We start from the raw sequence: 19,251 nt of genomic DNA, 5'->3' as shown, positions 1-19,251 counted from the left end.
CTCTCTTTTTACAAAAGGTATCTAAATGAAAATCAATATTTTAAAAATAGTTTTTCTTAATTTATTTTTTCTAACTTCACTATTTGCAAACTTTGAGCAAGATATTGAAAAACTAAAAACAAATAGCCTAAAAGATAAACAAGAGGTTGTTGTACAACTTGCTGAAACTTACAGCGAAGATGATAGAACAAATCTTCTTCTAACAAAAATGGAAGAGGGAGATTTATACTATTTAGAGACTACAGGCGAGTTTGTAATTTTAGAGAAAAAAGAGGGAAACACTTACTACTCAAAATCTCTTTTAACAGGAAAAGAGCTTGAAGCACAAGATAAAAAGATTTTTGAAAAAGTAAAAACAAACAATAAATTAAGAAGTATTATTAATAGTAAATTAGCAGAGATGAATCTTTTTTCAAAAAAAGATGAAAAGAGATTAGCATCTTCTAAAAATATTCTAAAAAACCTAGATAAAGATTCACAAGAGCTTATTACAAAAGCTTTAGCAAAAGAGACAAACAGTGATATAAAAGAGGTTTTAACTGAAGCAAATACTATTTTACAAGCAAAATATAGTACAAGTACAGAGGAACAACTTTTAGCAGTTGTACAGCTAGGAGATTATCTATCAAACCAAACAATGATTGCTTTAAAAGAGATTATAAATAATGAAAACAATCAACCTGAACTAATTAAAGCAGCAAAATCTTCATTGGGTTCAGTTGAGACAATTAGATCATATTATGCTGTTGTTGAAAAAGCCTTTTTTGGTCTAAGTCTTGGTTCAGTTTTGCTTCTTGCAGCGATTGGTCTTGCTATTACCTTTGGAGTTATGAAAGTAATTAATATGGCTCATGGTGAGATGATGATGATTGGAGCATATACAACTTATACTTTGCAACAAATAATGCCAAATCTGATGGAGTATTCAATTTTAATAGCAATTCCTTGTGCTTTTATAGTAAGTGGAATTGTTGGTATTATTATTGAAAGACTTGTTATTAGATACCTATATGGAAGACCTTTAGAGACTCTACTTGCAACTTTTGGGATTAGTTTGATTCTGCAACAATTAGTTAGAACAATCTACTCTCCACTAAATCAAGAGGTTAAAACACCATCTTGGATGAGTGGAGCTTGGGGGATAAATAGTGCTCTATCTTTAACTTATAATAGACTCTATATTATTATCTTTGCAGTTTTGGTATTTATTGGAATTTTACTTGTATTAAATAAAACTTCACTAGGATTAAAAGTGCGAGCTGTTACTCAAAATAGGGAGATGGCACAAGCAATGGGGATCAAAACCTCTTTCATAGATGCTATGACTTTTGGTATTGGTTCAGGTATTGCAGGGATTGCAGGGGTTGCCCTATCACAACTTACAAATGTAGGACCAAACCTTGGACAAGCTTATATTGTTGATAGTTTTATGGTTGTTGTATTTGGTGGAGTTGGAAACCTTTGGGGAACACTAATTGGTGCAATTACACTTGGGGAAATCAATAAATTTATAGAACCAGTTGCAGGAGCAGTTTTAGCAAAAGTACTTATCCTTGTATTTATAATTCTGTTTATTCAAAAAAGACCTAGAGGGCTATTCCCTCAAAAGGGTCGAGATGCACAAGACTAAGGTGGAAAAGATGATGAAACGAAGTGAAATCCTGCTTGCAGGCAAAAGAAAACCTATAATTTTACAGATTTTAAACAACGATAGAGGTGGAAAAATTGTTCTATCAATACTTGCTCTTGTGGTATTCTACGTAGCATTTTCAAATCTACTTTTACCAAAAGATTCACTTTTTTATGTGTCAACATACACTGTAACCTTGCTTGGTAAATATCTAGCATTTGCTCTGTTAGCACTTGCTCTTGATTTAGTGTGGGGATATATAGGAATCCTAAGTCTTGGTCATGGGGCATTTTTCTCACTTGGGGGATATGCAATGGGGATGTATCTTATGAGACAAATAGGAGATAGGGGAGTTTATGGAAATCCAGAACTTCCAGATTTTATGGTATTTATGAACCTAAAAGAACTTCCTTGGTTTTGGTATGGATTTGATAATCCAATCTTTACTATGCTTATGATTGTTTTAGTTCCAGGACTTTTGGCTTTTATTTTTGGATATTTAGCATTTAGATCAAGAGTAACAGGAGTTTATCTATCAATTATTACCCAAGCTATGACCTATGCACTTATGTTAGCATTTTTTAGAAATGATATGGGATTTGGTGGAAACAATGGACTAACAGATTTTAAAGATATTTTAGGATTTGATTTATCAGCTGATACAACTAGAATCTCTTTATTAATAGTCTCATTTCTTGCTTTATTTGTAGGATATCTAATAGCAAGATTTATTATAAACTCAAGACTTGGACGTGTATGCATTGCTATTAGAGATGCTGAGAGTAGAACAAGATTTATTGGCTACAAAGTTGAACAATATAAACTTTTTATCTTTGTAGTTAGTGCTGCTATGGCTGGAGTTGCAGGAGCTTTATATGTTCCGCAAGTTGGAATTATAAACCCAAATGTATTCTCTCCACTCTTTTCTATTGAACTTGTAATTTGGGTTGCAATAGGTGGGAGAGGAACACTTTATGGAGCAATTGTTGGAGCATTTATAGTAAATTATGCAAGTACTTATTTTACTTCGGCTCTTCCAGAGGTTTGGTTATACGCTTTAGGTGGATTATTTGTAGTAGTAACACTGTTTTTACCAAAAGGAGTTGTGGGACTTCTTTCAAAACTAAATTTCAAAAAATCTAAAGGGGAGGTAACCAATGTTCCTGCTTAAAACAAATAATGAAGAGAATGTAGGTGAGCTAAAAAAAGGTGATAGAATCCTCTATTTAGATGATGTTACAGTTAGTTTTGATGGATTTAAAGCCCTAAACTCACTATCTTTATCAATTGAGTATGAAGAGCTTAGATGTATTATTGGGGCAAATGGAGCTGGAAAATCAACAATGATGGATGTAATTACAGGGAAAACTAGACCAGACAATGGTCATGTTATTTTTGGAAAAGCTGCAAATTTATTGGAGATGGATGAACCAACAATTGCCCAAATAGGAATTGGAAGAAAATTCCAAAAACCAACAGTTTTTGAAGGTCATACAATTTTTGAAAACCTAGAGCTTGCCATGAAAGATGATAAAAGGTTCTACAAAACTCTATTTGCTAAGTTAAATGGGGAACAAAAAGATAAAATCGAGCAAACTATGGAGCTAATTGGACTAAAAGAGCACTATCATAAAAAAGCCTCTATTCTTTCACACGGGCAAAAACAGTGGCTTGAGATTGGAATGCTTTTAATGCAAAGTCCAAAACTATTACTTGTAGATGAACCAGTAGCTGGTATGACTCCAGGAGAGGTTGAAAAAACTGGTCAGATTTTAACAGAACTGTCAAAAAACCACTCTGTTGTTGTGGTTGAACACGATATGGAGTTTATTAGAAGTATTGCAAAAAAAGTAACCGTACTTCATGAGGGTTCAGTGTTAGCTGAGGGTTCTATGAAAGATATCCAAAATAATGAAAAGGTGAGAAAAGTATATCTAGGAGAATAGTAAAAAATCCAAATTATATCACTATTACAGCGTTAAAATTTTTTTAATTTACAAAGAGTAAACCTGCAAAAATTTTGCCTTGTACTAGCAACATACTTTGAATTTTAAAACAATTTTACTTGGGATAATTTAAAAGGAAATAATTATGATAAATGTAAAAAACCTAAACCAATTTTATGGACAAAGTCATACTCTTTGGGACTTAAATTTAGAGATTGAACCAGCTAAATGTACTTGTCTTATGGGAAGAAACGGAGTTGGTAAAACAACTTTAGCAAAAGCGGTTATGGGACTGCTTCCTATTAAAAATGGTCAAATAATTTATGAAAATCAAGATATAAGCCGCCTTGGAAGTGAAAAAAGAGCAGCTCTTGGAATAGGGTATGTTCCCCAAGGAAGAGAGATATTTTCACAATTAACCGTTAAAGAGAATTTAGAGATTGGACTACTTGGAAATAGAAACGGCTTAAAGCAAGTTCCTGATAAAATATATGAACTATTTCCTGTACTAAAAGAGATGTTAAAAAGAAAAGGTGGAGACCTATCAGGTGGGCAACAACAACAATTAGCAATTGGTAGAGCTCTTTGTTTAGAGCCAAAACTTTTGATACTTGATGAACCTAGTGAAGGTATTCAACCAAATATAGTACAACAAATTGGTGGGGTAATAGATTATCTTACAAAAGAGGAGAAGATAACTGTAATACTAGTAGAACAAAAACTGCCATTTGCCAGACGACATGGGGATGATTTCTATTTGCTTGATAGGGGAAGTGTGGTTGCAAAAGGTGAGATTAATGATCTAAGTGATGAGATAGTAGAGCAGTATTTATCAGTATAAATGAGTATATCATTAGAGTTTAAAGATGAGATTTTTTCCCTAAAAAAGATAAATCTTCCTACAAGACACTACTACTTTAAAGATGAAGAGAACTATATAAAACTTCTAAGTATTGGTGAGGGGATTTTTCCAAAAGATAGAATTAAAACAGATATAAATTTACAAAACTCAAATGCTATATTTACAACCGAATCGGCAACAAAAGTTTATCCATCAAAAAAAGAGTTTGGAATAAACTATATAAATATAAAATTAGAAAACTCAAATTGTGAATTTTTAAATGATGAGTTGATTCTTTATAAAAACTCTAAACTTATTCAGATTGTAAGAATAAGTGCAGATAAAAATTCAACATTTTTTTATAGTGATATTCTAAGTCAAGGAAGAAGTTTTGAGCATTTTGATTTTAATTCAATGCTTATTAGAAACAAATTTTATTGTGATAAAAACTTAGAGTATTTAGAGAACTTTGAAGTTGTAGGAGAGGATTTAAAAAACTATATCAAACGGCATAAAACTCAAAACTATCTATTTTTAAAACTATATATAAAAACAAAAAACAATGATAACTTTTTAAATATTTTACATAAAAATAACTATCAATCATTTTGTTATACAAAATCAAAAGAGATGATTATAGGTTCAGTAAGTGGCAATAGTATGGTGCTACTAAAAAATAAGATGAAGGATATTTGGAGACTCTATAGAGCCCAACTTGAAAAAAAAGAGTTTAACTTAGGAAAACAGTAACATAGTTAATAAACTATGTTAACTGTCTAATAATAATTTATCATCATCTAACTCTTCGCCGTCTTTTCTTGCAAGGGCAAATAAGTTAAGAAGATCTTTCACCTCATAACTAGATCTTTCCTTACCTTCTAAATCAAAGATAATTTTACCTTCATGTAACATAATAGTTCGGCTTCCATGGTCAAGAGCTTGTCTCATAGAGTGGGTTACCATCATTACAGTTAATGATTTTTCTTCAATAATTTGTGAAGTAATATCCATAATAAGTGCAGCTGTTTTTGGATCTAGCGCTGCTGTATGTTCATCTAATAATAAAATACTACTTGGTTGTAAAGCAGACATTAAAAGACTAACTGATTGTCGCTGACCTCCAGATAAAAGACCCATTTGAGAAGTTAATCTATCTTCAAGTCCTAGATTAAGCCTACTTAATTGTTCTTTAAAAAGTTTTCTAAGTTTACTATTTAATGCCAAAGATAAAGTACCTCTTATACCTCTACCGTAAGCAAGACACATATTCTCTTCAACTGTTAAATTACCACAAGTTCCAGCAAGTGGGTCTTGAAATACTCTTGCAATATCTTTTGTACGACCTGTTGCAGGTAAAGATGTCACATCCCTATCATTAAAAAATATTTGCCCATGGGTTGCTTCAATATCCCCTGCAATTGTATTAAGTAAGGTTGATTTTCCTGCACCATTTGAGCCAATAACAGTTACAAATTGACCAGTAGGTATTGTTAAATCGACACCCCTTAAAGCTAACTTTTCAGTTGCCAAGCCATGATTAAAAGTAACATGCAAATCCTTACAACGAATCATACTTTTTTCCTTTTTGCTTTTTTCGCTTTATATTCACTACGTAATTTTGGGAATATTAATGATAAGGTAACAAGTACAGCCGTAAGTAGATTTAAATCAGATGCTTGGAAACCTAAAAAATCTGCATTAAGTGCCATTGAAACTGCAATTCTATAAAGAATAGAACCCAGAATACAACTTAATACAACAACTAATATAGATTTTGTACCAAATAAAGACTCACCTATAATAACAGCAGCAAGTCCAACAACAATAGTTCCAATCCCCATTGTTGAATCAGCAAAACCACTTGTTTGTGCAAATAAAGCTCCTGCAAGTCCTACTAAACCATTTGATAAAGCTAGTCCCACATAAACTTTCTCTTTTACAACAATCCCATTTGCTTGAGCCATTCTTTTATTAGAACCAACTGCTCTCATTGCTAAACCATATTGAGTATATAAAAACCATGATAATAATAAACCCCCAATAATTGCACAAACAGCTACAAATATAACTTTTAAATACATGGCTGGGATTCCTAAATCCTCAAATGGAGTTAAAACTGTAGGCTCCATAATCAAAGCAAGATTTGGTTTTCCCATCACACGAAGATTTATTGTATATAAAGCTGTCATTGTAAGAATACTTGCAAGCAGATGAAGGATATTAAAACGTAAGTTTAACCAAGCAGTAACAATACCAGCACATGCAGCTGCAAGTGTACCTAATAGAGTTGCTAAATAAGGGTTTACTCCAGAAACTATAAGAGCAGCAGTTGCAGCTGCTCCTAATGTAAAACTTCCATCAACAGTTAAATCTGGGAAATCTAAAATACGAAAAGTAAGATAAACTCCCATTGCAACTAAACCATAAATAAACCCTATCTCTAATGTTCCTAAAAAAGCATAAAGTGACAAATTAACAACTTTTAACTATTTAACAATTTTAGTAGCTTTTTCAAGCACTGCTTTTGGAACTTCTATACCCATTCTTTTTGCCATTTTTGGATTAACATATAGATCTGTTCCTTTTGCCATTTTTACATCAATTGAACCTGGTTTTTCACCCTTTAAGATTCTTACAACAATATCTCCTGTTTGACGACCCAAATCAAAGTAGTTATAACCAACAGCAGCAATTGCTCCTCTTTCAACTGTACTTGTATCCCCAGCAAAAACTGGAACCTGTGCATCAATACCAACTTTTATAACCGATTCAACAGCTGAAATAATAGTATTATCAATTGGACAATAAATTGCATCTGCTTTACCCACTAATTGTTTAGCTGCAATCATTACGTCAGATGATTTAGGAGCTGCTGCTTCTACAATTTTAATACCCATTTTTTCTGCTACAACTTTAGCACTTTCAAGCATTGAAACTGCATTTGCTTCACCTGGATTGTATGGAATACCAAGCACTTTAAGATTAGGTACAAACTCTTTAATTAAAGTAAAATGTTCTTTAATATTAGCCATATCAGATAAACCTGTAACATTTCCTCCCGGTTGTTCTAAAGTTGGAACAAGTTTTGCAGCTAATGGATCTGTTACAGCTGAAAATACAACCGGAATTGTTTTTGTAGCCGTAACCGCTGCTTGAGCTGATGGAGTTGCAATTGCAACAATAATATCAGGGTTTTCCCCTACCATTTTTCTTGCAATTTGTGAAGCAATATCTGGTTTTCCTTGAGCACTTTCATAAGTAAACTTAAGATTATCTCCACTATAACCATTATCATTTAATGCTTGTTTGATTCCATCTCTTACGGCATCTAGTGCTGGATGTTCTACAATTGCAGTTGTTGCAATATAAACAGGTTTAGCTTGTAAAGCAGAAGATACTAAAAGTGTTGACACAACAGCACTTTTAAAAATTGAACTTAATCTCATAATGAATTCCTTAGTATGATTTGTTATTTATTTTAAACTTAAAAAGATTTTTTAAAAAAAGTTGTGAAATATTTTATATCTTTACAACTAAATGGTTACTTAGTTGAGAAAAAAGATGATTAAAAATTAATTCTTTTTGATTGAAGAGAATATAAAAAAAATGTTATATAATTAGTTAATATTAAATATACAGCTGAAAAAATAATAATCTATTTTTTTTAGATAATATAAGAAAAAAAATAAAGGAGTAGCTAATGTTCCTAACGAACCGTGAACAAGAGAAGCTGATGATTTATACAGCTTCAAAGTTAGCAATTGAAAGAAAAGAGAGGGGATTAAAACTTAATTATCCTGAAGCAGTTGCAATAATTAGCTCATACATTTTAGAAGGAGCAAGAGATGGAAAAAGTGTTGCCCAACTTATGGTTGAAGCTACAAAAGTTCTAAAAGCAGATGATGTTCTTCCTGGTGTTGCTTCTATGATGCATATGGTTCAAACAGAAGCTACCTTTGATGATGGAACTAAATTAGTAACTGTTCACAATCCAATTCCTGAAACTAAAACCGATGTTACTCCAGGGGAGTATTTTATTGATGAGGGAGAGATTGAACTAAATGCCAACCTTGAGGTAACTTCTCTTGAAGTTGAAAATATTGGGGATAGACCAATCCAAGTTGGTTCTCACTACCATTTTTTTGAAACTAATGCCTTTTTGGAGTTTGATAGACAAAAAGCCTATGGACAAAGATTAAATATTCCAAGTGGTACCTCTGTTAGATTTGAGCCAGGAAGTAAAAAAGCTATTGAACTTGTGCCTTTCCAAGGTAAAAGATATATTGCAGGATTTAATGGTTTAGTAAATGGTTATTTAGATGAAAAAGCAACTAAAAAAAATGCCATGAAAAATCTTGAAAATTTTATAAGTAGCAAGTAAAACTCGTTTTACTCTTTAGAGTTTGCTACTTTACCATTGATTTATTCAATGGGTTAAAAGTAGTTATAAAATAAAAGGTCCCTAAAAATTTGGGACAAATTTTAAGGAAAGACATGAAAATAAGTAAAGCAAAATATGCATCAATGTATGGACCAACTACAAATGATAGGTTTAGATTAGCTGATACTTCTTTAGTAGCAAAGATTGAAAAAGATTATACAACCTATGGTGAAGAGTCAAAATTTGGTGGAGGAAAAACCATAAGAGATGGGATGAGTCAATCTCCACTTGCTGTTGATACGGCTGATTTAATTATTACAAATGCAATAATCATTGACTATACTGGAATTTACAAAGCAGATATTGGAATCAAAGATGGGAAAATAAGTGCCATTGGTAAAAGTGGAAATCCATATAACTGCGATGGTATTACAAAAGGTTTAGAAATTGGAGCAAACACTGAAATTCTTTCAGCTGAGGGTAAAATAATCACAGCTGGTGGAATTGATTCACATATTCACTTTATAAGTCCTGGACAAATAGATGAAGCTTTATCAAGTGGAGTTACTACAATGATTGGTGGAGGAACTGGTCCAAATACGGGAACAAATGCCACAACTTGTACTCCAGGAGAGTTTAATATCCAAAAGATGATTGAATCTGTTGATGATCTACCTCTAAACTTTGGATTTATGGGAAAAGGAAATAGCTCAAACTATGAAGCCCTTAAACATCAAATAGAAGCAGGAGCTATGGGGCTTAAACTTCATGAAGATTGGGGTACTACTCCAAATGCCATCGACACTTGCCTAAAAGTTGCCGATGACTTTGATGTACAAGTTGCAATTCACACTGATACACTAAATGAGTCAGGTTTTGTTGATAATACAGTAAATGCCTTTGCAGGAAGAACAATTCACACTTTCCATAGTGAAGGTGCTGGTGGTGGTCATGCCCCAGATATTATGAAGGTGGCAGGGCTTGCGAATATCTTGCCATCTTCTACAAACCCAACTTTGCCATATACAAAAAATACAATAGAAGAGCATCTTGATATGCTTATGGTTTGTCACCATTTAAGTGCTAAAATTCCAGAAGATGTAAGTTTTGCAGAGTCAAGAATTAGAGGCAAAACTATTGCAGCTGAGGATGTTTTACACGATATTGGAGCAATCTCTATTACAAGTAGCGATTCACAAGCTATGGGAAGAGTTGGTGAAGTAATTATTAGAACTTGGCAAGTAGCAGACTCTATGAAAAAACAAAGGGGAGCCCTTGAAGGTGATGACTCTTTAAGCGATAATAACCGTATTAAAAGATATATTGCAAAATATACTATAAATCCAGCTATTGCTTGTGGTATTGATGAATATGTAGGAAGTGTAGAAGTTGGTAAAATGGCTGACTTAAGTTTGTGGACACCAGCCTTTTTTGGAGTTAAACCAGAGATTATCTTAAAAGGTGGTTTTATAGCCTTAGCAATGATGGGAGATAGTAATGCCTCTATTCCAACCCCTGAACCAAATATCTATAGACCTATGTTTGGAAGTCTAGGAAAGGCAGCAGCTAATATAAGTGCGGTTTTTACCTCACATTTAGCAATTGAAAAAGGACTTGAAGAGAAACTTGATACAAAAAAAGTGATGCTTCCAGTTAAAAACACCAGAAAAATTGGTAAAAAAGATATGAAATTAAATGATTTCATTGGAGATATTGAGGTTGACCCTGAGACATATGATGTTAAAGTAAATGGAAAAATCATAGAGTCTTCATACCAAGAAGAGCTTCCAATGGCTAAAAAATATTTCTTATTCTAGGAACAACTCGTTGTTCACTTTAGGATTTTGCTACTTTTAAGTGGATTTTACATCCACTGCTAAAAAGTAGAAATAAAATATAGGTCCCGTTAAAGTCCCCTGAAAAAATTAACAATTTTTTTAGGCACTTTATTATGGGACATTTTTAAGGATAATGTATGATTAAAAAAGCAACAGAGATAAAAAGGGATATAGACTCACAAGATAGTGTACTTTTAGATTGGTTTGATATGCAAAAACCAAATCTATGTGCTATTACAAAAGAGGGTGTTGAGTTTATTGTAAAGGCAAAATATACCCACCTACACGAAGATGATATATTAGTTTGTGAAGATGGTTACACAATCAAAGTATCTAAATCTGAGGATAATATCTATACTCTTAAATTTAGTGACCATATTACCTTTGCTAGAATTGCTTACGAAATAGGAAATAGACATCAACCAATTTGTATAGAGGATTTTAAAATCACAATTTTAGAAGATATCTCAACAGCAGATATTATAAAAGCTTGTGAGGCAATTGATAGTGTAAAAGTAGAAAAAAGTAAAGCTATCTTTAAACCAAATGGAAATGCTCATCACAGCCACTAAAATGAACTCTTTAGCTCTTAGTAGATTTATTCAGCTTCTTGATGGGATTTTTCCTTCAGGAGCTTTTGTACACTCTTTTGGACTTGAGCCCCATGTGGTTTTAAATCTTGTAAATGATAAAAAGAGTCTGAAAAACTTTTTGGAAAATATTGTAGAAGATCAATATCAGCATATGGAGTTTTCAGTAGTAAAAAAAGTTTTTATACTTTTAGAACAAAATAATCTAAACTTACTAATAAAAGAGGATAAAAAGTTTGCTTCAATGCTAAGCTTCGAGTATGCAAAGGCTTCAAAAGATTTGGGTGAAAACTACCTAAAACATATAGATTTTAAGATTAAAAAAACAATAGTAAGTGAATATTACAAAAATGTAAAAGAGAATAAAACATATGGAAATGAACTTTTTATTTTAAGCTCTTATGCCTATGAATTAGGGCTTGATGAAGATACATTTTTGCTTTTATGGTGTAAAAAAACTTTGATAAATATAACAAGTGCAAGCTTGAAAATTTCAAGAATAAAACCTAGTGAAATTCAACAAATCCTTTTTGGCTTTGATGAAATTTTAGAAGAAAAAATCAAAAATAGTTCTAAAAATGTGAGTAATTTTAATCCTTTGTTTGAAGAGGTAATCTTTAGTCATCTAAATTTAGAACCAAAGATGTTTGTAACTTGATAACTAATTCAAATAGTAGGTCATCAAACGGCTTCGTGGTGGAAACCCCGAAATTAAAATTTCGTCCCTTCCTCTGCAGAGGTTTTCTTCTCTACTATTTGAATTGTTTATTTTTGAAAAATATTGATTATTAGGAAATTATATGAGTATTAAAATAGGAATAGCAGGACCAGTAGGAAGTGGTAAAACTTCAATTATAGAGAAACTAACAAATATGTTAAAAGATGAGTACACTTTAGGGATAGTTACAAATGATATATATACAACAGAAGATGCAAACTATCTAAAAGAAAAACTTGATTTAAACAGTGAACAAATTATTGGTGTGGAAACAGGTGGTTGTCCCCATACAGCAATTAGAGATGATATCTCTATAAATCAAAAAGCTGTTTTAGAGTTGGAAAAAAAATTTAACCCAGATATTATCTTTGTTGAAAGCGGTGGAGATAATCTTAGTGCCACCTTCTCTTATGAGTTAATTGATTACTACCTTTATGTAATTGATGTGGCTCAAGGCTCTGACATACCTAGAAAAAAAGGGGCTGGACTACTTTTTTCTGATCTTTTAGTTATAAATAAAACTGACCTTTGTGCTTATGTAAATGTTGATTTAGAAAGTTATAAAGAGGATGTGAAAAACAATAGAAAAAATAAACCAAGTTTATTTCTAACAAACAAAGATGAACAGAGTTTTGAAAAATTAAAAGAGTGGATAGAAGCTCTAATATAAAGTTATAAAAGCCAAAAATAGGTACCTAACAAACTTTGAAAAAGTTACTAAAAACAAAAACTTTTTAAAATCATATTTTAAAGTGCCAGCAATAAAAGTAATGGGATCTCCAATAATTGGAGCCCAAGAGAGAAGCAAAGAAACTCCCCCATATTTTGAGAAAAACTTTATATATTTATCAATTTTTTTTCTATCTAAAATTTTTTTCTTTTCTAAATACTCTTCACCTTTAAAACCTAAATAGTAGTTTACAACTCCTCCTAAAACATTTCCTAAAGTTGCAAAAAATAAAAGATAATAAATATTATATCCTTGGGTAATATTATAAATAAGCAAAGCTTCACTTCCAAAAGGGATAAGTGTTGCTGAGATAAATGCCGATAAAAAGAGAGTTAAATAGAGCATAAATTACCTTTTTTAATCTAGATATTCTATTTATTAAAACTTTAAGTTTCTTTAAGATAAAATTACAACCCTAAAAAGAGAAGCATAAAGAGTATTTAGGTACTTTTTATGCTCTTCTTTAGACCCTTACAATCGTATCTAAAGGCAAAGCCCCAGGGTGGGAACACAGCAAGGCACCTTTTTTTGTGGTGTGTTTGGGTATCTGGAGAAGAGTACTATTTGTACTCTTTTCAAATCAAATCAGAGAAATCATCCTTTAAAATCAAAAGTTTTTTATCTTTTCTATTATAAATAAATCGTTTATCCCTACCTTGTACAGCTTTTAAAATTATTAGTTTTATCTCTTTTTCACTTTTATTATTTCTTTTCATTAGTAGTGTAAAATCTTGTAAAGTCATAAATCTATCTTTTGCATACTGCTCTTTATGGCTTTGTTGTTGCATTGCTGCTTGTTGAGTATGAAATTCTATTTGGGGTTTATAAATTGAACGCATCTCATTAAAAGCACTTTGAAGTAGTTCAATCTCCCTATTAAATACACCAATTATTCTTTTTTGATTTTTTTCCAGTCTTGAAATCTCTGAAATATATTGTTTTTTCATCCATTTAACAGAAGTTTTTAAAATATCAATTTGTTCATCTTTTGCTTTTATTATCTCTTTTATTGTTTCATTTGGAACAAACTCTTTTAGCTCAATTATTGGCTCTTTGTTCTCTTTTAACTCTTGATAATCATCAACATAAACAAAAGTTTTGCCAGATTTTTTAAGGGATTTTAGTTGTTTTTTCTTAATTCTGTAGTGTATTCCTTGAAGAGATATTCCAAGTATTTCAGCTGCTTGTGCAGTAGTTACCAATCTCTCCAAAGTCTAACCTTACATTTTACTGCTATCTATTTCAATAACAGTGTGAACATTACCTCGAGGTTTAAAATCAGCAATAACTTTTAAAAATCTTGGTTTTAATTTGTCATATAAAGTGTCAAATATCTCATTTGCAACATCTTCATGAGAAACCTCTCTATACATAAATGTGTTGATATATATTTTAAGTGCTTTTAGCTCAATTACCAGTTTTTCAGGGATATATTCAATTTTAATAGTAGCAAAATCTGGATATCCACTTCTTGGACATTTTGCCATAAATTCAGGTAATTCAATATTTATTGTATAGTTTTTTTCATTTTTATTTGGCCAAAAATTTTCCTCTTTGTTAATATCAAAATCAACAATCTCTTTTTCACCATATTTCATATTTATAAGCCTTTGTTATTTTTTTAATTCAAAGTAGCTATTTTATCCAAACTATACTTACAGATTTTATTATATGAATTTTATACGAATAGTGTATTATTACTATTTTAGAATATTATATAACTATAAATTATAGTATGTATCTTAACAAAAAATTATATATTTGGAGTAGCTAATGAATATAATTTATGATATTGCCATAGTTGGTGGAGGTCCTGGAGGGATAGGAACAGCAGTGGAAGCAGCTGTTCATGGGGTTGAAAATATTCTACTAATAGATAAAGCAGACAATCACTCTAGCACTATTAGAAAATTTTATAAAGCAAATAAAAGAGTTGACAAAGATTGGAAAGGTCAAACCATAGATATAGAAGGGAATATCCCTTTTATGGATGGAACAAAAGAGACAACTCTAAACTTTTTTGACAAACTACTTGATGAGGAAAAAATTGATACAGCTTTTAATACAGAAGTCGAAAATATCGTAAAAAATGAAGAAGAGGATATATTTTTAATAAGCACTTCAACTCAAAGTTTTAGAGCAAAAGCTGTGGTTATTACTATTGGAAAAATGGGAAAACCAAATATGCCTTCATATAAAATTCCCCCCTCAATAAAAGAGTTTATAAACTTCAATCTTGATAACTGTTCTATGGGTGAAAAGATTTTAGTTGTAGGTGGTGGAAATAGTGCCGCTGAATATGCTTATGAACTTGCTGATGAAGGAAATACTGTAACTTTAGTTTATAGAAAAGATGAGTTCACAAGACTTAATCCAGAAAATGAAGATATTCTTTATCAATACAATGGGCAAGAGAAATTAAGACTTAGGATGAATACAGATATAAAATCATTAGAGAATGAGCAAGGAAAAGTAAAAGTGAATTTCGACGATGGTTACTATACAATCTATGATAGAATAATCTATGCAATAGGAGGAACCTCACCAGTTGATTTTTTAAAAAAAGTTGGAATAGAGGTTGATAAAGAGGGAAAACCAATCTATGATGAACATTATAGAACAAATATTCCAAGACTCTATGTTGCAGGAGATATTGCCTTTAATACAGGGGGTTCAATAGCAGCAGCACTAAATCATGGTTATCATATTGTAAACTCTTTTTTAAGAAGAAGTGGAAAAATCTATTCCCATACCCATAAAGTAGAAGAGTTTTTCAAAAATAATCCAGAGTTTAGGAGTTAAAAAAATGAAGGAGAAGTCTTATAATATAAAACTTTTTCTCCTTATTGTAATAACACTTTTTTTCTTTTCAACAAGCTCTTTACTTGCAAGAGCAGCATTGATAAATAATCATATAGATGCCTTTAGTTTTACATTTTTTAGACTCTTCTTTGGTGCTTTGACTCTCCTTTTAATATTTTTTATAAAAGAGAAAAAATACCCCATTAATATAAAAATAAATTGGCTTAGTGCCTTTTGTCTTTTTTTATATGCAATAACTTTTTCATACGCATATATAAATCTTGATGCAGGGATAGGAACCCTTATTCTCTTTGCCATTGTTCAATTAGTTATAATGAAAATAGCTTTTTTAAGAGGTGAAAAAATTTCAAAAAGAAAATCTTTTGGGATATTTTTAGCTTTTATGGGTCTTTTTTATCTTCTTTTTCCAAGTGAAGAGTTAAATCTTCCCTTCTATTATGTATTACTTATGATTATCTCAGGATTTGCTTGGGCTTTTTATACAATACTTGGGAAAAAAAGTATTAATGCCCTATATAATACAACTGATAATTTTGTAAAGGCTCTACTCTTTACAACTATTTTTTATTTGCTATTTATTGATTCGATTTACTTTAATAGTTATGGGGTTCTTTTAGCTTTTATTTCAGGGGGAATCACTTCTTCTTTGGGATATCTTCTTTGGTATCATATTCTTCCCCAAATAGATATAAGTACTTCAGGGATAATCCAACTAATTGTTCCACCTTTAGCTATAGTTTTAGGAATATTTTTATTAGATGAAACCTTTACTTTTAAACTATTCTTCTCAACTGATATTATTTTAATAGGTATTGCAATAGCAATATTAAACTCTAAAAATGTAAAGAGGAGTTTGTAAGTTTTTCGCAACTTTCACAAGCCAATTCAATTTCACTTTTTTCACAAGTTACACATACTGTAATAATATCTTTACTAAACTCTCTTTTTTCAGTACATTTTGGATTTTGTGATGCTATATAACATACATTTAAAACAGGATCATGGGCTAAATTATTTGCAATCTCCGAATCTATACTTTTATTTTTTGCAACTGCTCTTCTCACATTCATATACTGAGATCTGTGAAGTAATTTTAACTCTTCCAAATCTGTTGACTCAATTGCACGTTTTAGCTGATGTTGCAATAAGTCTTCTTTTATTGTCATATCAATTCCTTAAATGAAATTATCAGTTAATTTTAGTTTATATATACTTATAATTTTTTAAAAAAGAGACATTTTTGAGACAATATATATATTTTACTTAATTTATATAATTAAATTTCTTAATTAAATAATTTTTTAGTTTAATAAATAATATTTGAACTATATTCTTTTTGATTACAACTATCACAAATAAGTTCACGTTCATCTCTTTCACACATTACGCAAGAAGTAAGATGCTCTTCTGGGAAAACTCTTTCATTTGTGCATTTAGGGTGAAGGGATGCCATATAACTTACATTCATAACAGGATCCATTAATAGTTTATTAGCAATCTCTGTACTAATATTACTATTTCTTGCAACTGCTCTTCTTACATTCATATACCTAGAGAGATGTAATATATGCAACTCTTCCAGAGAATTTGACTCTATAGCTTTTGAAAGTTGCTCTTTTTGAGAATATGTTTCCATGTTATTCCTTTATATGTTTATACATTATTTATATATTATTTTATGTCAACTTATATAATATTTAAGGAAACTTAAGTTTTATATATATTTAAAAGCTTTATTTAAACTATTGAAGTTATTACTTTATAATCAAAAAAATCTTTTAAGGAGTTGTCATGCCCCATCTTCAATTTGAAATAAATAAAAATATAGATAATAAAACAAAAAAGAATTTTGCAGCAAAGATTAGAGATAGTTTCTCTGAAGTAATGCAAACAGGAACTGATCATATTGCTATTTCAATTAGAGAGTATGATAAATATAATCTATCTATAGGTAGAGCAAATCCTGATGAAGAACTTTGTTTAATGAATTTGGATGTTAGAGAAGGTAGAACTTTAGAACAAAGAAGAGTATTAGCATTAAGGTTTATGTCAATTGTAAATAAAGAGTTCAAAATTGCAAATAGAAATCAATATATAACCTTTACAGAACACAAAGGAGAGGATTTTCATTTAATAGAAAAATATCTTGCCTCTTGGAAAAATGGAGAAGATCCACTTGCATAAAAGGGACAATTTTTCTTTACTATTTATCAATAATAACATATAATAACACCATGAATAAAATTTTTACAAAAATATTCACCCATGAAAATATGCCCTATTTAGAACTTAGACATTCAAATAATGAAAAACGATACAAAGATCACCTACATGAAACCTTTTCAATAGGTATAAATATCGATGGAGAAAGTATTTATACAAATAGAAATAATAAATATAATTTTAAAAAAGGAATGTTGGCAGTTATAAATCCAAATGAGATCCACTCTTGTAACCCTTTGGATAAAAAACCAAATCAATATTATATGCTCTATTTGGATAAAAATTGGTGTTTTGAGATTCAAAAATCTATTTACAAAAATATTAAAGAGTTTACTTCTTATAATAAAAATCTAATTGAAAATAATAAAGTTTATGAAGAGTTTAAAAACTTATGTGAAAATCTTTTTAGTGCTATTTCATTTGAAGAGAAAGAAAATGAACTTATCTGTTTTTTTACTACTCTTTTCGAAGATGGTTTTGAAGATATAAAAAATGATGAAGATAATGAGATAATTGATAAAATATTAGACTATTTGAAAATCCATTACAAAGAGAACATTTCACTAAATGAGATATCAAAAGAGTTTGATTTAAACCTTTTTTATATTATAAGACTTTTTAAAAACCAACTAAAAATAACACCCCATTCCTATTTAGTCAATTTGAAAATAAACCAAGCAAAAAAACTTCTTCAAGAGGGAGGTTCTATTGTAGATGTTGCCCTTGAATGTGGTTTTTCAGACCAAAGCCATTTCCATAGAAATTTTACAAAAATAGTTGCAGTTACTCCAAACAATTATAGACTCAATTTTGTACAAGACTAAAACAAAATTGTAATTTATAATTCCTTCTTTAAAAGGAGGATTATGGAAAATTTTATGATAGGGTTTTTAACCCTTGCTTTAGCTCACTTTATGGCATTATTGAGTCCAGGAGTAGATTTTTTTATTATATTATCAAACTCATCTAAATATGGTAAATTGGGAGGAATATTAACATCCACAGGTATTGCTTTTGCAAACCTTTTTTATATTTTACTTGCACTTTTTGGAATAAGTTTAATAAAAGAGAATCAATTAATATTTGCAACAATAAAAATATTAGGTTCTATTTATCTTTTATATATTGGTTTTTTACTCTTAAAATCGAAAAAAAGGGAACTATTTGGTAAAAAAATCGAAAAAAAGAAAACAAAAAAAGATATCTTTAAATACTTTTCTATGGGATTTTTTTCAGCGATTTTAAACCCAAAAAATTCAATATTTTATTTTACAATGTTTTCTATTTCTATACAAAATGATACTTCATTTTCAATCCAAATATTTTATGCAGCATGGATGTTTTTTGCTGTTTTATTGTGGGATATATTTATAGTTTATTTGGTTACAAATAAAAAAAGTAAGATTTTTTTGGAGAACTATTCAAACTATATAGAAAAGAGTTCAGGCTTTATTCTTATAATAATTGCAATTTTAATAAATATATAAATTAAAACCATAATTACCACATCTTTTTTTAATTATAATAAGAA

The 19,251-nt window shown here is 30.3% G+C and carries 23 protein-coding genes and 1 other RNA gene; 16 read left to right on the top strand and 8 right to left on the bottom strand.

The genetic code is table 11. The features are described from left to right. Positions 1 to 25: 25 nt before the first annotated feature. From urtB to AEBR_RS00165, 5 genes are all read left to right on the top strand, one after another. Entirely contained in the window at positions 26 to 1,630 is a 1,605-nt protein-coding gene (gene urtB, locus AEBR_RS00185) for an urea ABC transporter permease subunit UrtB (protein ID WP_129085937.1), read from the top strand. Next, entirely contained in the window at positions 1,617 to 2,801 is a 1,185-nt protein-coding gene (gene urtC, locus AEBR_RS00180; RefSeq protein ID WP_228712111.1) for an urea ABC transporter permease subunit UrtC, read from the top strand. Before urtB ends, urtC begins: the two co-directional genes overlap by 14 nt. Then, positions 2,788 to 3,576 (top strand): urea ABC transporter ATP-binding protein UrtD, encoded by a 789-nt coding sequence (urtD, locus tag AEBR_RS00175; protein WP_129085936.1) that lies wholly within the window; start codon positions 2,788 to 2,790, stop codon positions 3,574 to 3,576. Before urtC ends, urtD begins: the two co-directional genes overlap by 14 nt. Positions 3,577 to 3,721: 145 nt before the next feature. Continuing rightward, entirely contained in the window at positions 3,722 to 4,417 is a 696-nt protein-coding gene (urtE, locus tag AEBR_RS00170) for an urea ABC transporter ATP-binding subunit UrtE (RefSeq protein WP_129085935.1), read from the top strand. Further along, positions 4,418 to 5,167 carry an urease accessory protein UreD gene (locus AEBR_RS00165; RefSeq protein ID WP_129085934.1) on the top strand — a complete coding sequence of 250 codons (750 nt, stop codon included), beginning with the start codon at positions 4,418 to 4,420 and terminating at the stop codon, positions 5,165 to 5,167. 18 nt (positions 5,168 to 5,185) lie between these two features. Here AEBR_RS00165 and AEBR_RS00160 read toward each other — a convergent pair whose 3' ends face one another. From AEBR_RS00160 to AEBR_RS00150, 3 genes are read right to left on the bottom strand one after another with little or no spacing between them, the layout of a single operon-like run. After that, a complete protein-coding gene (locus AEBR_RS00160) occupies positions 5,186 to 5,989 on the bottom strand; it encodes an ABC transporter ATP-binding protein (RefSeq protein WP_129085933.1) in 804 nt (267 codons plus the stop codon). Beyond that, positions 5,986 to 6,888, bottom strand: a complete 903-nt coding sequence (locus tag AEBR_RS00155; RefSeq protein WP_129085932.1) for an ABC transporter permease — start codon at positions 6,886 to 6,888, stop codon at positions 5,986 to 5,988. Before AEBR_RS00155 ends, AEBR_RS00160 begins: the two co-directional genes overlap by 4 nt. A 15-nt stretch (positions 6,889 to 6,903) precedes the next feature. Then, positions 6,904 to 7,863, bottom strand: a complete 960-nt coding sequence (locus AEBR_RS00150; RefSeq protein ID WP_129085931.1) for an ABC transporter substrate-binding protein — start codon at positions 7,861 to 7,863, stop codon at positions 6,904 to 6,906. Between the two features lie 254 nt (positions 7,864 to 8,117). Here AEBR_RS00150 and AEBR_RS00145 point away from each other — a divergent pair, with 254 nt between their 5' ends. The 5 genes from AEBR_RS00145 (at position 8,118) to ureG (ending at position 12,614) form a co-directional block, all read left to right on the top strand. Next, entirely contained in the window at positions 8,118 to 8,798 is a 681-nt protein-coding gene (locus AEBR_RS00145) for an urease subunit beta (RefSeq protein WP_129085930.1), read from the top strand. Between the two features lie 113 nt (positions 8,799 to 8,911). Further along, positions 8,912 to 10,615 (top strand): urease subunit alpha, encoded by a 1,704-nt coding sequence (gene ureC, locus AEBR_RS00140; protein WP_129085929.1) that lies wholly within the window; start codon positions 8,912 to 8,914, stop codon positions 10,613 to 10,615. Positions 10,616 to 10,773: 158 nt separating this feature from the next. Then, positions 10,774 to 11,208 (top strand): urease accessory protein UreE, encoded by a 435-nt coding sequence (locus AEBR_RS00135; RefSeq protein ID WP_129085928.1) that lies wholly within the window; start codon positions 10,774 to 10,776, stop codon positions 11,206 to 11,208. Continuing rightward, positions 11,183 to 11,884 carry an urease accessory protein UreF gene (locus tag AEBR_RS00130; protein WP_228712109.1) on the top strand — a complete coding sequence of 234 codons (702 nt, stop codon included), beginning with the start codon at positions 11,183 to 11,185 and terminating at the stop codon, positions 11,882 to 11,884. The genes AEBR_RS00135 and AEBR_RS00130 overlap by 26 nt, the downstream gene beginning before the upstream one ends. A gap of 142 nt (positions 11,885 to 12,026) precedes the next feature. After that, positions 12,027 to 12,614 carry an urease accessory protein UreG gene (ureG, locus tag AEBR_RS00125; RefSeq protein WP_129085927.1) on the top strand — a complete coding sequence of 196 codons (588 nt, stop codon included), beginning with the start codon at positions 12,027 to 12,029 and terminating at the stop codon, positions 12,612 to 12,614. On the opposite strand, the gene AEBR_RS00120 is transcribed toward ureG, so the two are convergent. After that, complete coding sequence (locus tag AEBR_RS00120) at positions 12,606 to 13,019, bottom strand: YqaA family protein (RefSeq protein WP_129085926.1); 414 nt, start codon at positions 13,017 to 13,019, stop codon at positions 12,606 to 12,608. The genes ureG and AEBR_RS00120 overlap by 9 nt on opposite strands. Positions 13,020 to 13,134: 115 nt before the next feature. On the opposite strand from AEBR_RS00120, the gene ffs reads away from it, so the two are divergent. Then, positions 13,135 to 13,231, top strand: an RNA gene (gene ffs / locus AEBR_RS00115) — signal recognition particle sRNA small type. A gap of 18 nt (positions 13,232 to 13,249) precedes the next feature. Here ffs and AEBR_RS00110 read toward each other — a convergent pair. Beyond that, positions 13,250 to 13,885, bottom strand: a complete 636-nt coding sequence (locus tag AEBR_RS00110) for a DNA-binding protein (protein WP_129085925.1) — start codon at positions 13,883 to 13,885, stop codon at positions 13,250 to 13,252. Positions 13,886 to 13,894: 9 nt separating this feature from the next. Continuing rightward, positions 13,895 to 14,272: a preQ(1) synthase gene (queF, locus tag AEBR_RS00105; protein ID WP_128980301.1), complete on the bottom strand. Its 378-nt coding sequence runs from the start codon at positions 14,270 to 14,272 to the stop codon at positions 13,895 to 13,897. Positions 14,273 to 14,447: 175 nt separating this feature from the next. On the opposite strand from queF, the gene AEBR_RS00100 reads away from it, so the two are divergent. Both AEBR_RS00100 and AEBR_RS00095 read left to right on the top strand, forming a co-directional pair. Continuing rightward, the gene (locus AEBR_RS00100; protein WP_129085924.1) at positions 14,448 to 15,476 is read left to right on the top strand and encodes an NAD(P)-binding domain-containing protein; all 1,029 of its coding nucleotides are present in this window, start codon (positions 14,448 to 14,450) and stop codon (positions 15,474 to 15,476) included. A 4-nt stretch (positions 15,477 to 15,480) separates the two neighbouring features. Beyond that, positions 15,481 to 16,356, top strand: a complete 876-nt coding sequence (locus AEBR_RS00095) for a DMT family transporter (RefSeq protein WP_129085923.1) — start codon at positions 15,481 to 15,483, stop codon at positions 16,354 to 16,356. Here AEBR_RS00095 and AEBR_RS00090 read toward each other — a convergent pair. Both AEBR_RS00090 and AEBR_RS00085 read right to left on the bottom strand, forming a co-directional pair. Beyond that, entirely contained in the window at positions 16,331 to 16,663 is a 333-nt protein-coding gene (locus AEBR_RS00090; protein ID WP_129085922.1) for a hypothetical protein, read from the bottom strand. The genes AEBR_RS00095 and AEBR_RS00090 overlap by 26 nt on opposite strands. A gap of 140 nt (positions 16,664 to 16,803) precedes the next feature. Beyond that, a complete protein-coding gene (locus AEBR_RS00085; RefSeq protein WP_129085921.1) occupies positions 16,804 to 17,133 on the bottom strand; it encodes a hypothetical protein in 330 nt (109 codons plus the stop codon). A gap of 155 nt (positions 17,134 to 17,288) precedes the next feature. Between AEBR_RS00085 and AEBR_RS00080 the strand changes: the two genes are divergently transcribed. From AEBR_RS00080 to AEBR_RS00070, 3 genes are read left to right on the top strand one after another with little or no spacing between them, the layout of a single operon-like run. Next, positions 17,289 to 17,681 carry a tautomerase gene (locus AEBR_RS00080; RefSeq protein WP_129085920.1) on the top strand — a complete coding sequence of 131 codons (393 nt, stop codon included), beginning with the start codon at positions 17,289 to 17,291 and terminating at the stop codon, positions 17,679 to 17,681. 50 nt (positions 17,682 to 17,731) lie between these two features. Continuing rightward, the gene (locus tag AEBR_RS00075; RefSeq protein ID WP_129085919.1) at positions 17,732 to 18,544 is read left to right on the top strand and encodes an AraC family transcriptional regulator; all 813 of its coding nucleotides are present in this window, start codon (positions 17,732 to 17,734) and stop codon (positions 18,542 to 18,544) included. Positions 18,545 to 18,586: 42 nt separating this feature from the next. After that, the gene (locus AEBR_RS00070) at positions 18,587 to 19,207 is read left to right on the top strand and encodes a LysE family translocator (RefSeq protein WP_129085918.1); all 621 of its coding nucleotides are present in this window, start codon (positions 18,587 to 18,589) and stop codon (positions 19,205 to 19,207) included. Positions 19,208 to 19,251 lie beyond the last annotated feature (44 nt).

This window comes from Halarcobacter ebronensis, assembly GCF_013201825.1.
GTDB classification, from domain to species: domain Bacteria; phylum Campylobacterota; class Campylobacteria; order Campylobacterales; family Arcobacteraceae; genus Halarcobacter; species Halarcobacter ebronensis.
Note: the sequence above shows the minus strand (reverse complement) of the source record. Positions and strands in the feature narration are given on the sequence as shown.

Bases quoted from the DNA above. Each gene is read 5' to 3' on its own strand.
- urtB (WP_129085937.1), top strand. From the start codon at position 26: ATGAAAATCAATATTTTAAAAATAGTTTTTCTTAATTTATTTTTTCTA.
- urtC (WP_228712111.1), top strand. From the start codon at position 1,617: ATGCACAAGACTAAGGTGGAAAAGATGATGAAACGAAGTGAAATCCTG.
- urtD (WP_129085936.1), top strand. From the start codon at position 2,788: ATGTTCCTGCTTAAAACAAATAATGAAGAGAATGTAGGTGAGCTAAAA.
- urtE (WP_129085935.1), top strand. From the start codon at position 3,722: ATGATAAATGTAAAAAACCTAAACCAATTTTATGGACAAAGTCATACT.
- AEBR_RS00165 (WP_129085934.1), top strand. From the start codon at position 4,418: ATGAGTATATCATTAGAGTTTAAAGATGAGATTTTTTCCCTAAAAAAG.
- AEBR_RS00160 (WP_129085933.1), bottom strand. From the start codon at position 5,989: ATGATTCGTTGTAAGGATTTGCATGTTACTTTTAATCATGGCTTGGCA.
- AEBR_RS00150 (WP_129085931.1), bottom strand. From the start codon at position 7,863: ATGAGATTAAGTTCAATTTTTAAAAGTGCTGTTGTGTCAACACTTTTA.
- AEBR_RS00145 (WP_129085930.1), top strand. From the start codon at position 8,118: ATGTTCCTAACGAACCGTGAACAAGAGAAGCTGATGATTTATACAGCT.
- ureC (WP_129085929.1), top strand. From the start codon at position 8,912: ATGAAAATAAGTAAAGCAAAATATGCATCAATGTATGGACCAACTACA.
- AEBR_RS00135 (WP_129085928.1), top strand. From the start codon at position 10,774: ATGATTAAAAAAGCAACAGAGATAAAAAGGGATATAGACTCACAAGAT.
- AEBR_RS00130 (WP_228712109.1), top strand. From the start codon at position 11,183: ATGGAAATGCTCATCACAGCCACTAAAATGAACTCTTTAGCTCTTAGT.
- ureG (WP_129085927.1), top strand. From the start codon at position 12,027: ATGAGTATTAAAATAGGAATAGCAGGACCAGTAGGAAGTGGTAAAACT.
- AEBR_RS00120 (WP_129085926.1), bottom strand. From the start codon at position 13,019: ATGCTCTATTTAACTCTCTTTTTATCGGCATTTATCTCAGCAACACTT.
- queF (WP_128980301.1), bottom strand. From the start codon at position 14,272: ATGAAATATGGTGAAAAAGAGATTGTTGATTTTGATATTAACAAAGAG.
- AEBR_RS00100 (WP_129085924.1), top strand. From the start codon at position 14,448: ATGAATATAATTTATGATATTGCCATAGTTGGTGGAGGTCCTGGAGGG.
- AEBR_RS00095 (WP_129085923.1), top strand. From the start codon at position 15,481: ATGAAGGAGAAGTCTTATAATATAAAACTTTTTCTCCTTATTGTAATA.
- AEBR_RS00090 (WP_129085922.1), bottom strand. From the start codon at position 16,663: ATGACAATAAAAGAAGACTTATTGCAACATCAGCTAAAACGTGCAATT.
- AEBR_RS00085 (WP_129085921.1), bottom strand. From the start codon at position 17,133: ATGGAAACATATTCTCAAAAAGAGCAACTTTCAAAAGCTATAGAGTCA.
- AEBR_RS00080 (WP_129085920.1), top strand. From the start codon at position 17,289: ATGCCCCATCTTCAATTTGAAATAAATAAAAATATAGATAATAAAACA.
- AEBR_RS00075 (WP_129085919.1), top strand. From the start codon at position 17,732: ATGAATAAAATTTTTACAAAAATATTCACCCATGAAAATATGCCCTAT.
- AEBR_RS00070 (WP_129085918.1), top strand. From the start codon at position 18,587: ATGGAAAATTTTATGATAGGGTTTTTAACCCTTGCTTTAGCTCACTTT.